This is a genomic window from Haloarcula hispanica ATCC 33960 (assembly GCF_000223905.1).
Taxonomy (GTDB): Archaea; Halobacteriota; Halobacteria; order Halobacteriales; family Haloarculaceae; genus Haloarcula; species Haloarcula hispanica.
In genome coordinates this window covers 1,160,452-1,173,865 of the sequence record NC_015948.1, presented here as the reverse complement: position 1 = coordinate 1,173,865, position 13,414 = coordinate 1,160,452, and the positions used below count along the sequence as shown (strand labels likewise).

The following is a 13,414-nucleotide window of genomic DNA, read 5'->3' as shown; positions in this document are numbered from 1 at the left end:
GTGTTCAGCCATGCAACGACCCACCATCGACGACTTCCGCGAGATTCGACGGGGCCTCCCCGTGGGAGCGGCGCTGCTGTTCGTCGCGGCGCTCGCGTTCCCGATGTGGCACATCAGCGTCGACGCGGTCCAGTATCCGAGCACGACGCTGCACGTCTCCCTGTACGCCTACCCCCACCTGACTGGGGATTTCATCGAGATGGCGCGGCTGAACCACTACGTCGGGTTCTACTTCCCCGACCCGGTGTTAGTCGAGCCCAACTTCCCCGTTGAGGAGAACGCCATCGACGTGCCCGAGTGGGCGCTCGGGCCCGTTGCGTTCATCGGCGTGTCACTGCTGTCGGTGTTCGTCGCCGTCGCACCGACTACCGAGAAGCTCAAGCGCGGCCTGAAATACCAGTTCGGCGGCACCGTGCTGGTGTTCACCGTGATGCTGGCCGATATCCAGTACCGGCTCTGGCAGGCCGGCCACACGCTCGACCCGGGCGCGCCGGTGATGGGCGTCGACGGCTTCACGCCGCCGCTGTGGGGCCAGTATCAGGTCGCCAACATCACGAGCGTCTCCCGGTTCGGCCTCGGCGCGTACATGGCCGCAGCTGCCGTTGGACTGCTCGCGGTTTCGTACTACTACCGCGACCAGGCGGCGACGTTCAGCGAACTCCCGGCCCGATTCCGTAGCGGGCTCACCGGGCTTCCCGACGCCGTTCGGGACCGCCTCGGCCGTGACGGCGACACCGACGACGAGGATGACGCCCCGCACCGCCCCACGACCACCGCGGTCAAATCTGACCAACCAGAAACCCACTCATGAGCCCACTGTCCCACGATTTCGAGCGCGTGTTCGCCGTCGCTACCGCGGTCCTGCTCGTGCTGTCGGTCGTGGCTGTCGGGATGGCCAGCGCCGGCCCGACCGGCAGCGACGACCTCGCCTTCAACCCCGACGTGCCCGAGACCGACTCGTTCACCGCCCCGTCGGCCGACGGCACCGCAACGGTCGACGGCGAGACCTACGACAGCGCACAGGCGGCAGTCGACGCGGCGGACCCCGGCGACACCGTCACGCTTGACGGTCGCTTCGACGAGACTCTCGTCGTAACGACGCGGAACGTCACGCTGTCCGGGAACGGTCCCGGGTCAGCGCTGCTGCACGGCGACGGCGAGGGCGACGTGCTCGCCGTCGAAGCGCAGGGCGTCACCGTGGCGGACCTCTGGGTCCGCAACAGCGGCTACAGCGCCGCGACGAACGACGCCGCGATATTCGTCAACGGAAGCGACGTCACCGTCCGCGACAGCCGCGTGACCGACATGACCTTCGGCATCTGGCTCGACGGCGTCGACGACGCCGAGATCCGCAACAACACCATCGTCGGCCGCGAGGAGATAACGCAGTTGACCAAACGCGGCAACGGCGTCCAGATCTGGAAGACCGAGGACAGCGTCATCCGGAACAACGACATCACCACCGTCCGGGACGGACTGTACTTCAACTGGGCCAAAGACGTCAACGCCAGCGAGAACACGATGTGGGACCTCCGCTATGGAGTCCACTACATGTACTCGGACGACTCGCACCTGCGGGACAACACCGCCTTCAACAACGACGTCGGGTACGCGCTGATGGTGTCGAAACACCTCGTCATCGAGGACAACGTCGCGGTCAACAACAGCGGGCAGTCCGGCCACGGCATCCTCGTCAAGAGCATCGACGACACGGACATCCGCGGCAACCACCTCGTCGACAACGAGAACGGGCTGTTCGTCTACAACTCCGTCAGCAATCGCATCGTCGGCAACCTCGTCGTCGGCAACGATATCGGTGTCCACATCGCCGCGGGGAGCACCGACGGAACCGTGACCGAGAACAGTTTCATCCGCAACAACCGGCCGGTGCTCGCGGTGATGAGCGACCAGGTCCACTGGAACGAGAGCGTCGGGAACTACTGGTCCCGGGCGAACCCGACCGATGTTGACGACGACGGCGTCGGCGACACCCGCTACCAGCCGGCCGGGACCGTCCAGCAAGTGACTGCCGAAAAGCCCGCCGCGCGGGTGTTCGCCAGTAGCCCGGCCTTCGACGCCGTTCGGCTGGCCGAGTCGTCCGTGCCCGTCGTCCAGTCGCCCGGTGTCGTCGACGCCCGCCCGCTCACCGAACCACCCCACGAGAACTGGAGGAGCTACTATGAACGTGATTGATGTCGACGACGTATCGAAAGCGTACGGCGACGTGCAGGCGCTCGACGGACTGAGTCTGTCTGTCGAACAGGGGGCCACCCTCGGCGTGTTCGGCACGAACGGGGCCGGCAAGACGACGCTGTTCAAACTGCTCGTCGGGCTGAACCGACCGGACGCTGGCAGCGTCTCCGTCGCCGGCGCGGACCCGACCGACGGGACCACCGTCCGCGAGCGAGTGCGCTACCTGCCGGAGCACGCCGGTTTCCCGCCGAGCCTGACCGGCCGCGAGATACTCAGCTTCCACGCCCGGATGCGCTCGGTGCCCCGGGAAGACCGGGCACACCACGTCGAGCGCATCCTGCACACCGTCGGACTCGCGGACGCCGCGGACCGCCGCGTCGGCGGCTACTCCAACGGGATGAACCGTCGGCTCGGACTCGGCACGGCGCTCGTCGGCGAACCGGCCGTGCTGATACTCGACGAACCGACGGCAGGGCTCGACCCCGACGGCATCCGGGCGTTCCACGAGGTCGTGGAATCCCTGGCAGCCGAGACGGACGTGACTATCGTCTTCTCTTCGCACGCACTCGGGGAGATTCAGCGGCTCTGCTCGGAGGCAGTCATCATCGCCGACGGACAGGTGGCGACGGCGGGACCGGTCGAGGAGCTTCGCCGCGCCGCCGCCGACGAGGTGACGGTGTCGCTGTCGCTCGCGTCCGAGGCGGCTGCGAGCGACGCGGCGACCGACCTCGGGGACCACGAGGCAGTGTCCAGCGTCAGCCGCTCCGGCGCGGCGGTGACGGCACGGACTACGCCGACCGACGCCTACGACCTGCTGACCGCCGTCGGTGAGGGGTACGACATCGACCGCTTCGAGGTCCGCGAACCCGGCCTTGAGGCCGCGTTCCACGAGGCCGTCGGGGCGGACGACAGCGATGACACCGGCTCCGACAGCACGGCGGCGGCTGCGGAGGCGGCGACCGAGGACTCCGGAGGTGAGCCGGCATGAGCGAGGGCGACTCCTCGACAGATCCGACCCCGGACGGCGGCGTCGTTTCGGTCGACGCTCCGGCTACCCGGTTGCACGACGGCGGAACCGAGGGAAGTACGGCCACGGACGCTGCCGACGAATCGGCGCTCGCCCGGATCGCCGACAGCAGTCTGCTCACCATCGCTCGTCGAGAGTACCGGCTGGCCGTGCGGAGCCGGTGGGCGCTCGGCGTGGCGCTGCTGTTCGGTCTCTTCACCACCGCGGTTGTCCAGTTCGGCGCGAGTTCGGTCGGCCCGGGTCGCTTCGACGCGGTGATCGCGACTATCGCCGAACTCGGCGTCTACCTCGTTCCGCTGACCGCGCTGGCGGTCGGCTACGACGCCATCGTCGGGGCGGACGAGCGCGGGTCGCTCGAACTCATGCTCGCGCTCCCGGTGACGAAAGGCCGTGTCGTCGTCGGGACCGCCGTCGGCCGGGCGGCGGTGCTGTCCGGCGCAATGTTGCTGGGCTTCGTCCCCGGCGCGCTGCTGACCGTCCGCTACATCGGTCTCGCCAGCGTCGGCCAGTACGCGGCCGTCGCACTCGCAGCGGTGCTGACCGCCTGTGCGATGCTCGGCGTGGCGGTACTCATCTCAACGGTCGCGCGGACGAAAACCCACGCGCTCGGGGCCGCACTCGCCATCTGGCTGTGGGTCGCGCTGTTGCACGACCTGGTCGCACTGGGGGCCGTCGCGGGGTTCGACCTCGGGTCCGGCGCTATCGCCGCGGCGATACTGCTCAACCCCGTGGACTGCTTCCGCGTGCTCGCGCTCTCACAGGTGGACGTGGTCGCCGGCGGCTTCGGCAGTGTGCTGGCCCAAGCTGGGCTGACCACGCCGATGGTCACCGCGGCGCTTGCGGCGTGGGTCGTCGTGCCCGTCGGTGTCGCTGCGAAACTCATCCAGCGACGCCGTCTCTGAAAACGGTTTTAGACCGACTGCAGCGCTGTTTCTTCCGGTTCCTCGAACAGACTGGCGACCTGTTTCGTCGTCTCGGTGCGCTCGTGGGCGTTTTCCAGAAGCACGGTCTCGCTGGGGAACAACTGCTCGCCGAGTTCGAGGCCGTGGTCGCGCGCGGTCGACCCCGTGACGGTGAGGTAGACGCCGAGGCCGGTCGCCGCGATGTCTTCCTCTTCTTCGCCGCCCTCCGTCGGATAGGTAAAGGAAATGCCATCGAGCGCGCTGGTTCCGAGAACGGCTTCGACGAGCCGCTCGTAGCGCGGTGAGATGCAGAGCTCGCCCTCGTAGTTGGTGACGAAGGCCCGGTCGAGGGGGCCGTCCTGTGTGTCTATGACATCCGGCGTTGCCAGCAACGTGTGGTACACCGTATCGCCCAGCCCGGTCACGACCCGTACGTCCGTATCCAGCGGGTCGATGCGGTCGTTGATTTCGTCGATGGCGGTCAGCGGTTCGTCCCGAAGCTGGACGACCTCTTCGAGAACGAGGTCGGCACTGTCGAACCCGAGCGCGAACTCGTGGGTCCGGAGCGCCCGGAACGGCTCCTCGCGACCGACCAGCTGGACGTCACCGTGTTCGGTCGGGACAGTGACGCTGTCGAAGACGATCCGCCGTGGCATCCCGTCGCGGTCGTCGCGGAGCAGCGTGTATTCTGGCTCGTATGGCTCATCGAGCGAGGAGTAGTCGCTGATGCGATGGTACACGTCGGCGACCGCGTCTTGCTTGCCCTTGGTGACGGCCTTCTCGTAGCGAAGCGTCGAGATTATCTCGTCGGCCAGGTCGGCGGTCCCCGTGCGCCCGGCGAGTCGCTCCAGCACTGCTTCGAGGGGCCGGCCCTTGCGCGGCACGGCCACTCTCGTCGTCGTCATTATGCAGGCACAAACGGGGGATCGGTAAAACGAGTTCGGTTATTCGCCGCCGCCGATAACCGACGACAGCTGTTCGCGCCACTGTTTGAGCTCTTCGATCTCCGATTCGGTTTCGTCGATCCGGTCGGCGAGTTCGCCGTCGTCGATCTCCTCGCGGACAGCTTCGATATCGTCTTCGAGGGCGTCAAGCTGCCCTTCGACGCTCTCGACATCCCCGGAGAGGTCGTCGACCTGATCGGAGGCGGACGTGGCTGCATCAGTCGCCGACTGGACCTCGTCCTCGAAATCCTCTAGAGTCGCTTCGAAGGAATCGAGGCGCTCGCCGAACTCCTGAATCATGTCCTCGCCGGTGCCGTTCTCTTCGAGGAACTCCTCGAGAGCGTCGGTGTACGCACGGAGGTCCGCGATGTCACCCTGGATGCGCTGGATCCGGGCGTCGTTGACGCCGCCGGCGTCGCTGTTGTCCTCGGAGACGGCGTCGAGCGCACGCTTGAGGAGCTTCACGTCTTCGGGGGAGACGTTCTGATCGCGGATTTCCTGTGCCATCGTCGCGACGACAGCGCCGGATTGGACCTCGGAATCTGCCGGTGCGGCGTTGCTCTCTTCCGGGGCTTCGACGCTTGAGTCCGGGTTGTTCGGGTCCGAGAGGTCCAGCGTCTCGATGTCCTCGTCGTCATCGTCTTCCAGACCGGGAACGCTGTCGGCGTCACCGGCGATGACGTCCCGAACAGCCTCGTCGCCGCCACCGACGAGGTCTTCCTCGTCCTCGTCCAGAGGCGGGTTCACACTCTCGATTTCGGGTTCCGTCAGGAACTTCTCGACGTCGTCGGTGCCCGTCGCACGGATACCGTAGACGGTCGTGTAGTCAGCTTCGGGTTCGAGTTCCTTCTCGAAGGCGATCCGGTTTTCGTTGATGTCCCAGTACTCGCTGCCGTACTCGGGGTGAAAGCCCAGATCCTCGACTGCTACGTCTTCTGGAACGGTGTCGACTAGCCTGACCGTCACCGGAACAGACCGCCGTGAAGTGAGATTGAACGCTATCGCGGGTACGGGGAACTCGTCCGCCTCGAACCGCTTGGTCACTGTCACGCCATCTGCGGTGACAGTGACTTCGTCGTAGGCTTGCGAATTGCTCATGGTCTGTATGGTCTCAGCAATAGTATTAAAGGTACGTACCTGACCAACATTTACACCTTTTTTCTATACGATACTGATTAATATAATATAGAGACGTAACCTCAGTAACACGAACAGGACGTGAGCCAGCAAAGACGGACAGACCGTCCGTGCGACACTGGCAGACCGTTGTCAGTCGAGATCGTACCGGTCGCCGATTTCAACGATTGAAAGCGTCGAGGGATGCGCGAAGCTGTTGGCGTGGTTGTGCAGGACGGTCGGCTCCGTCGTCATTCCCTTCCACATGTCCCAGTGGGTCGGGATGAGGGTGTCCAGCTGGAGTTCGTTCGCGGCTTCGATAATCATGTTCTCGTCGTTGTACCACTGCGTTCGCGTCGGTTCGCCGGTCTCCTTGTCGTCGATCATCCCGACCGTCCCGAACGCGAGAACGCCGACGTCAATGTCGTAGCGCTCGCCGACAGACTCGAACTCGCCGGGGCGGGCGTCGCCGCCGTGGAAGAACGTACCGGCGTCGTGTTCGAACACGTACGACACCGGGTGCTCGGCGTCGGGATCGTTGGCCGGTTCGACGTGAACTGTCAGGTCGCCGATTTCGAGCGTGTCCCCCTCCGTGACTTCGTGGAGCTGGTCGTCGGTGACGCTATAGTTCTCCAGCCACGCCTCCTCTCGGATAACGTCGTGACCACTGTCAGTCGTATAGTAGTCCGCGCCCGTCCCGGCGAGAATCGGCGCTTGTGACGGCCCGTGAACGTGGTCGGTATGCTCGTGGGTACCCAGAACCGCGTCGCACTCGGTGATATCTTCGGGATTGAACGGCACTGGGACCATCCGGACGGTTCGCGGCGGGTCGCCCGTGCCGAGATACGGGTCGATGAAGACGGTCGTCCCGCCACTGGATTTCACGATGAAGCCGTTACAGCCCAGATACCAGATCGCCAGTCCGTCGGGTGTCGCCGACTCCACCGCACGCGGGAGCCAGTCGTCCCAATCAGATTCGACTGTCATGTCGGGAGATGCCACGCCCGGTCGCTAAGATGTTTCGAAGACGCCGGGCCGTCGGTCGCTGGCTGCTGTACGGATACTTGGCCAGCAATTCGAACCGACCTCCGCAGTCGCCGATGGCTTTCGGTCGTCGTGGGGCCTCTCGCTGTCTGAGAACGGAGCCATCGGTTTATTTACCAACTGAGAGAAATACAACCTGTATGTACGATCACATTCTCCTCGCCTCGGATGGAACAGAAGCTTCAACCAACGCCGAGTCCCACGCGATTTCCCTCGCAGCGGAACACGGTGCGGCCCTCCACGTGCTGTATGTCGTTGACGAGGACGTGTACACGGCCTACAGCGGTGACGAATACGTCGACGAATCGGAGGGGCCCGAGCATGGTCTCGAAGAGACGGGTCAGGAGACGCTGGCCCGGATACAGGCCGACGCGGAGGCGTCGGGCGTCGACGCAACGACGACCCTGAAACACGGACGGCCGGCCGAATCCATCATCGAAACCGCCGACGAGGCGGACGTCGATCTGCTCGTGCTCGGGACGAAGCGGCGGCCGGCGGAGTACCGGAGTCTCCTCGGCAGCATCACCGACAAAGTGCTCAGGCTGAGCGAGCGACCAGCGGTCGTGGTGAAAACCGAAGTCGAGGAGTAACCCTCAGTCGGTCAAGTGTTTCGCTGACTGGCAATAGCTGTCGGCGGCATCGGCGCTCCTGACCGGCAGCTTCAGGGTCGGCGAAAAGTACGACCGCGAAAAATACCGGGGTTCAGTCCTCGCAGCAACCGCCGGCTTTCTGGCCGAAGTCGACAGCCAGTTCCTCGGACACGATCTCGTTGAGTTCCTGCAGGCGCAGCTCGAGTTCGTTCTGGGCCTCAAGATAGTCGCTCATCACCGGGATGTCGTGAAGTTCCTCCTGCTTTTGCTGGACCTTCCGGAGGTCCTCCTGAGAGGCGTTCCCGGTCTGGCGGGCGAGCATGAACTCCTCGCGGATCTGCTCGAACTCCTTGATGGCCGCCTGCGCCTCGTCATGGTTTTCGACGGCGTCTTTCGTCTCCTTGAATCGCTGGTACACTGGGAGCTCGGCGATTGCTTCGCCGAACTCTGTAGCGAGTGCCTCGACGCGGTCACCGTCGATGTCAGCGGCGGTATCGGTCTCGATACTCATCGCTATATCGTATGGACTCGGGCGGTATAGGCCTGCCGAAACCGGGTTGTTATACGCAGGACAGTGCCTCAGTGCTAGCACAATAGGCTGCGTCTGTTACGTTGGGTGGGACCCGGAACTGTAGTTCCAGTTGCACATAGCCAGCCTTGCTCGGTCTCGATATGGCGAGCCGGAGTTATCAGTGGTTGTAATCGGCCAGAAATCATTTATCCGGTTCATTGCTGTTTACAATAATGGCTAAACAAGCTACAGCGGGGGAACTGCTGCCGGAATCTATGGACAACAGCGGAGAATTCTGGCTCCACGCGTTCGAGTCGCTTGTCGAAGATCTACCAGAAGCGGCGTTTGTGGTCGACGCGGACGGAGATATCACACACTGGAACGACACGGTCGAAGGTATGCTCGGGCTCCCGGCGAGCAAGGCGGTCGGGATGAACGCCTACGACGTGTTTGGCACGGAAGGCCAAGACGAGACGCTCGCCCAGGAGGTCATCAGAACCGGGGAGCCAGTCCGGGAAGACGAGTTCCGCTCCGCAGAACGACCCGACGGGACGATGGCACACGCGCGGGCAGTGGCGATCCCGCTCATGGGTCCCGGCGGGGACGCTATCGGTGCGCTAGAGCTACTGATCGATTTCAGCGATATCGTCGAACAGCGCGAAGCGCTCCAGAACCTCCAGTCTCAGATGGCGACGGACGTCGAGTCGGCGGTCGGCGAAATCAGCGACTCCGCCGCGGCCGTTACCGAGCAGTCCGACGAGATCAAAGACATGGCCGGCGAGCAGTCCGACAACCTCGACGAGGTCCAGTCCGAGGTCTCCGGGTTCAGCGCCACAGTCGAGGAAATCGCCTCCAGCGCCGAGGAAGTGAGCAGTCAGAGCGGCGAGGCCAGGGAGCTCGCCGAGGAGTCCGTCGAGACAGCCGAAGAAACCATCGAACGCGTCGAGGACGCGACTGAGTCCGCCGAACAGGTCGCGTCGGACTCGACGGAACTCCGCGGCCACATCGAGGAGATCGACGAGTTCGTCGAGGTCATCAACGACATCGCGGACCAGACGAACATGCTGGCGCTGAACGCCAACATCGAGGCCGCGCGGAGCAACAGCGACAGCGACGGGTTCGCGGTCGTCGCCGACGAGATCAAGGAACTGGCCGACGAGTCCAAACAGCACGCCGACGAGGTCGAGCGCATCGTCGGCGAGGTCCGCGAGATGGCCGACAACACCGCCGAAAACGTCGAAGAAACGACCGATGCGGTTCAGCAAGCCCTCACCGATCTGGAGACGGTGCTAGACAACCAGCAGGCCATCCTCGACGCGACCTCGGAGACGGAACAGGGTATCAGCGAGGTCGCGGAGGCGACGGACGACCAGGCCGCAAGCGCCGAAGAAATCGCCAGCATGATCGACGAGATCGCCCAGCGTGCCGCCGAGGTCTCCGAGTCTATCGACGAACTGGCTGACGCCAACGGGACGCAACACCAGATGGCTCGTGACTTAGAGGAGAACGTCGAGCGGGTCGAGCGACAGCTTGCCGAGATTATGGAGTAACTGTCGCTCGCCGAAACACGGGGGTTATGCCGCTCGAACCGATACAGGGTTGCAATGAGTCAAGAGCGGACTGACGGCGACCTCCGGAACACCGGACTGTCGCTCAAACACGACCGCGAGTGGGATTACGAGCTCGACCGAATCGTCGAAGCCGTCGAAGAGCGAGACGCCGAGAAGGTGGGCCTGCAGTTCCCCGAGGGGCTGAAGCGCCGCGGCCCGGCCGTCGCCGATGACCTCCGCGAGAACCTCCCCGACGACGTGACGGTGCTGCTCTCGGGCCAGCCGTGTTACGGGGCCTGCGACCTCGACACGTACATGATGCGCCGGACGGACGTGTTCGTCCACTTCGGCCACTCGCCGATGAAGGAATCGGACAAGATCATCTACGTACCGCTGTTCTCGAACGTCGACGTCTTCCCCATCATGGAGCAGGCCCGCGAGGAACAGCTCGCGGACCCCGAAGAGGACCCTGACGTGGGGCTGGTGACGACGGCCCAGCATATGAACAAGTTCGACGAGATGCGCGAGTGGCTTGAGGAGCGCGGTTACACAGTCCACACGCGCCGGGGCGACGAGCGGCTCACCCACGAGGGACAGGTGCTGGGCTGTAACTACGCCAGCGCCGACGTAGACGCCGACCAGATGCTGTACGTGGGTGGCGGGAAGTTCCACCCTCTCGGACTGGCGATGGAACACCCCGAGAAACACGTCGTCATCGCGGATCCGGTGAACAACGTCGTCACCGTCGCCGACACGGAGAAGTTCATGAAGCAACGCTACGGCGCGGTCCACCGCGCGATGGACGCCGAGTCCTGGGGCGTCATCTTCTGTACCAAGATCGGTCAGGGACGCTGGGACAAGGCCCAGGAGATCGTCGAGAACAACGAGAACGCCTACCTCATAACCATGGACGAAGTCACGCCGGACCGGCTGACGAACTTCGGGATGGACGCCTACGTCAACACCGGTTGTCCCCGGATCACCACCGACGACGGCCCGCAGTTCAAGAAGCCGATGCTCACACCGGGCGAGTACGAAATCGCTATCGGCGAGAAACCGCTCGAATCCCTGGAGTTCGACACCTTTCACGGTACCTGGTAGCGCCAGTTTTCACCGCTGATAACAAGGGGCGTACTGTCTTGTAGCGCGGGCGCTGATACGGTCCATGGCTTCTACAGAGGACGCTGTTATCTATCAGGACGTTTTTGAGGCGAGTCCGGACCCGATTATGATCCACGACGCCGACACCGGAACCGTCGTCCGGGCCAACCAGGCCGCGGGCGCGCTCCTGGGGTGTACTCCGGACGACATCGTCGGGATGCACGTCGGCGAGTTCAGTCCGCCGGGGTTCTCCACGGCGGACGCAAACGACCTGATAGCCGAGGCAGCCACGTCAGGTTCGGCGCAGGTCGAGTGGGCAACGGAGGGACCCGACAGCACGGACCAACTGGTCGAGGTAACGCTCAAGCGAGCTGCTCTCGGCGACGAGACCCGTGTTGTGGCGTTCATTCACGATGTGACCAGCATCCGCGAGCGGGAACGAAAACACGCAGAACAGAGCGAACAGCTCCACACCCTGATGGGGAATCTCCCTGTCGTGGTGTTTACGCTAGACCCGGACGGCGTGTTCACGTATTCAGCCGGGAAGGGGCTGGAAGGGCTCGGAATGGAACCCGGCGACCTCGAAGGGACATCGGTGTTCGAGACGTACAGTGAGTATCCGGACATCATCACCGCCGTCGAGAAGGCCCTCGACGGGGAGGAAGTCCGCGTGACACAGGAAGTCGACAACCTCGTCTTCGAGACGTGGTATCGACCGGTGTTCGACGACAGCGGACAACTCAAACAGGTCGTCAGTGTAGCTAGAGATATCACCGCCCTCAAACGCCGCGAGGAGCGCGTCGAGGCGCTCAGCGACGCGACGAACGAATTGCTGTACAGCCGCACAGAGACTGCGGCCGCGGACACAGTCACACAGATTGCACAGCGTATCGTCGACCAGCCGCTCGCCGCGATATGGTCCCACGACAGCGGCGACGACACGCTCTATCCAATCGGCGCGACGGCAAAGGCGACCGACTTCGCCGGCGTGGAAACGGCGGCGGATCTCCCGCCGATGGGGCCAGACAGCGACGAGAACCGTATTTTCCACACCAGCGAGCCGACCGTTATCGAGGATTATCAAAAACTGTCGAACCCGTCAGCGCCGGCGATGCCGATGCGGACGCTCCTGTGTCTCCCGCTCGATGACCAGGGGATGCTGTGTATCGGGTCCGAGACCGTGGCGTCGTTCGACGGCGACGAGCGGTTCCTGCTTGAGATTCTCGCGAGTACGGCGGCTGCCGCGCTGGAGCGAATCGAACGCGAGACGCGGCTCAAATCGAAACAGGCCGAACTAGAGCGCTCGAACGAGGCGCTCCAGCAGTTCGCCTACATCGCGTCCCACGACCTGCAGGAACCGCTCCGGATGGTGTCGAGCTACGTCGACCTGTTGGACAGCGAATACGGCGACGACCTCGACGAGGAGGCCGCCGAGTACATGGCCTTCGCCGTCGACGGTGCCCACCGGATGCAGGAGATGGTCGACGCCCTGCTCCGGTACTCCCGCGTCGAGACGAAGGCGGGTGACTTCGAGGAGACGGACCCGGAAGCGGTCCTCGACCGGACGCTGGACGCCTTACAGATGCGAATAGAGGAGGTGGACGCTACCATCACGGCAGAGTCACTGCCACGCGTCGACGCCGACTCGAACCAGGTCGGCCAAGTGTTCCAGAATCTGCTGGAAAACGCCATCGAGTACGCGACGGAGGCCGGCATCGAACCCCGTATCGAGGTCAGCGCCGAAGAAGACGACGGCATGGTGACGTTCACCGTCTCGGACAACGGGCCGGGGATTCCGGCGGCGGACCGTGAGGAGGTGTTCGACATCTTCCACCGCGCCGGTGCCCACGACACGGAGGGCACCGGCATCGGGCTGGCCGTCTGCCAGCGAATCGTCCTGCGCCACGACGGCCGCATCTGGGTCGAACCGTCCGACGACGGCGCGATATTCAAATTTACGCTGCCCGCGGTGACGGAGGTGAATGGCGATGACTGACTCCAGCGAGGGGCGGCCGGTGGAGATTCTGCTGGCGGAGGACAATCCCGGCGATGTCAAACTGACCGAGAAAGCCCTGGAGAAGGGGAAGGTGCTGAACAACCTTCACGTCGTCAACGACGGCGTCGAGGCGCTTGCGTTCCTCCGGCAGGAAGGTGAGTACGACGACGCACCGCGGCCGGACCTGCTGTTGCTCGATCTCAATATGCCCCGCAAAGGAGGGCAGGAAGTCCTCGAAGAGATGAAAGGCGACGAGTCGCTCCGGCGGATTCCGGTCGTCGTGCTGACCAGTTCCGAGGCGGAAGAGGACATCATCGAATCGTACGATCTCCACGCGAACGCCTACCTGACGAAACCGGTCGACTTCGACGGCTTCGTCGACATCGTGAGCAGCATTGAAGATTTCTTCCTTACGGTCGTCAAGCGGCCGCCGAAATAAC

General features: G+C 64.0%; 13 protein-coding genes. 9 read left to right on the top strand and 4 right to left on the bottom strand.

The genetic code is table 11. The annotated features are described in order from the left end of the window. Positions 1-10: 10 nt before the first annotated feature. Genes HAH_RS06005 through HAH_RS05990 form a run of 4 tightly spaced genes read left to right on the top strand, consistent with a single transcriptional unit; the run spans position 11 to position 4,122 of the window. Entirely contained in the window at positions 11-811 is an 801-nt protein-coding gene (locus HAH_RS06005; RefSeq protein WP_014040109.1) for a hypothetical protein, read from the top strand. Then, the gene (locus tag HAH_RS06000) at positions 808-2,193 is read left to right on the top strand and encodes a right-handed parallel beta-helix repeat-containing protein (RefSeq protein ID WP_014040108.1); all 1,386 of its coding nucleotides are present in this window, start codon (positions 808-810) and stop codon (positions 2,191-2,193) included. The genes HAH_RS06005 and HAH_RS06000 overlap by 4 nt, the downstream gene beginning before the upstream one ends. Further along, complete coding sequence (locus tag HAH_RS05995; RefSeq protein WP_023843219.1) at positions 2,180-3,181, top strand: ABC transporter ATP-binding protein; 1,002 nt, start codon at positions 2,180-2,182, stop codon at positions 3,179-3,181. Before HAH_RS06000 ends, HAH_RS05995 begins: the two co-directional genes overlap by 14 nt. After that, positions 3,178-4,122: an ABC transporter permease gene (locus HAH_RS05990; protein ID WP_014040106.1), complete on the top strand. Its 945-nt coding sequence runs from the start codon at positions 3,178-3,180 to the stop codon at positions 4,120-4,122. The genes HAH_RS05995 and HAH_RS05990 overlap by 4 nt, the downstream gene beginning before the upstream one ends. Positions 4,123-4,130: 8 nt before the next feature. Here HAH_RS05990 and HAH_RS05985 read toward each other — a convergent pair whose 3' ends face one another. From HAH_RS05985 to HAH_RS05975, 3 genes are all read right to left on the bottom strand, one after another. Continuing rightward, positions 4,131-5,027 (bottom strand): hypothetical protein, encoded by an 897-nt coding sequence (locus tag HAH_RS05985; protein WP_023843218.1) that lies wholly within the window; start codon positions 5,025-5,027, stop codon positions 4,131-4,133. Positions 5,028-5,066: 39 nt separating this feature from the next. Further along, positions 5,067-6,164, bottom strand: a complete 1,098-nt coding sequence (locus tag HAH_RS05980; protein WP_014040104.1) for a hypothetical protein — start codon at positions 6,162-6,164, stop codon at positions 5,067-5,069. 171 nt (positions 6,165-6,335) lie between these two features. Continuing rightward, complete coding sequence (locus HAH_RS05975) at positions 6,336-7,169, bottom strand: MBL fold metallo-hydrolase (protein WP_014040103.1); 834 nt, start codon at positions 7,167-7,169, stop codon at positions 6,336-6,338. 197 nt (positions 7,170-7,366) lie between these two features. Between HAH_RS05975 and HAH_RS05970 the strand changes: the two genes are divergently transcribed. After that, entirely contained in the window at positions 7,367-7,816 is a 450-nt protein-coding gene (locus tag HAH_RS05970; RefSeq protein ID WP_007189911.1) for a universal stress protein, read from the top strand. A gap of 112 nt (positions 7,817-7,928) precedes the next feature. Here HAH_RS05970 and HAH_RS05965 read toward each other — a convergent pair whose 3' ends face one another. Beyond that, complete coding sequence (locus tag HAH_RS05965; protein ID WP_004962180.1) at positions 7,929-8,327, bottom strand: YlbF family regulator; 399 nt, start codon at positions 8,325-8,327, stop codon at positions 7,929-7,931. Positions 8,328-8,602: 275 nt separating this feature from the next. Here HAH_RS05965 and HAH_RS05960 point away from each other — a divergent pair, with 275 nt between their 5' ends. The 4 genes from HAH_RS05960 (at position 8,603) to HAH_RS05945 (ending at position 13,413) form a co-directional block, all read left to right on the top strand. Beyond that, entirely contained in the window at positions 8,603-9,877 is a 1,275-nt protein-coding gene (locus HAH_RS05960; RefSeq protein ID WP_014040102.1) for a methyl-accepting chemotaxis protein, read from the top strand. A gap of 54 nt (positions 9,878-9,931) precedes the next feature. Next, entirely contained in the window at positions 9,932-10,978 is a 1,047-nt protein-coding gene (gene dph2, locus HAH_RS05955; RefSeq protein WP_014040101.1) for a diphthamide biosynthesis enzyme Dph2, read from the top strand. A 64-nt stretch (positions 10,979-11,042) separates the two neighbouring features. Next, positions 11,043-12,974 (top strand): PAS domain-containing sensor histidine kinase, encoded by a 1,932-nt coding sequence (locus HAH_RS05950; protein WP_014040100.1) that lies wholly within the window; start codon positions 11,043-11,045, stop codon positions 12,972-12,974. Further along, the gene (locus HAH_RS05945; RefSeq protein WP_044952200.1) at positions 12,967-13,413 is read left to right on the top strand and encodes a response regulator; all 447 of its coding nucleotides are present in this window, start codon (positions 12,967-12,969) and stop codon (positions 13,411-13,413) included. Before HAH_RS05950 ends, HAH_RS05945 begins: the two co-directional genes overlap by 8 nt. The last annotated feature ends 1 nt before the right edge of the window (position 13,414 follow it).

Coding starts and splice junctions, on each gene's coding strand:
- HAH_RS05970 (WP_007189911.1), top strand. CDS start 7,367: ATGTACGATCACATTCTCCTCGCCTCGGATGGAACAGAAGCTTCAACC.
- HAH_RS05995 (WP_023843219.1), top strand. CDS start 2,180: ATGAACGTGATTGATGTCGACGACGTATCGAAAGCGTACGGCGACGTG.
- HAH_RS05980 (WP_014040104.1), bottom strand. CDS start 6,164: ATGAGCAATTCGCAAGCCTACGACGAAGTCACTGTCACCGCAGATGGC.
- HAH_RS05965 (WP_004962180.1), bottom strand. CDS start 8,327: ATGAGTATCGAGACCGATACCGCCGCTGACATCGACGGTGACCGCGTC.
- HAH_RS05975 (WP_014040103.1), bottom strand. CDS start 7,169: ATGACAGTCGAATCTGATTGGGACGACTGGCTCCCGCGTGCGGTGGAG.
- dph2 (WP_014040101.1), top strand. CDS start 9,932: ATGAGTCAAGAGCGGACTGACGGCGACCTCCGGAACACCGGACTGTCG.
- HAH_RS05990 (WP_014040106.1), top strand. CDS start 3,178: ATGAGCGAGGGCGACTCCTCGACAGATCCGACCCCGGACGGCGGCGTC.
- HAH_RS06000 (WP_014040108.1), top strand. CDS start 808: ATGAGCCCACTGTCCCACGATTTCGAGCGCGTGTTCGCCGTCGCTACC.
- HAH_RS05985 (WP_023843218.1), bottom strand. CDS start 5,027: ATGACGACGACGAGAGTGGCCGTGCCGCGCAAGGGCCGGCCCCTCGAA.
- HAH_RS06005 (WP_014040109.1), top strand. CDS start 11: ATGCAACGACCCACCATCGACGACTTCCGCGAGATTCGACGGGGCCTC.
- HAH_RS05950 (WP_014040100.1), top strand. CDS start 11,043: ATGGCTTCTACAGAGGACGCTGTTATCTATCAGGACGTTTTTGAGGCG.
- HAH_RS05960 (WP_014040102.1), top strand. CDS start 8,603: ATGGACAACAGCGGAGAATTCTGGCTCCACGCGTTCGAGTCGCTTGTC.
- HAH_RS05945 (WP_044952200.1), top strand. CDS start 12,967: ATGACTGACTCCAGCGAGGGGCGGCCGGTGGAGATTCTGCTGGCGGAG.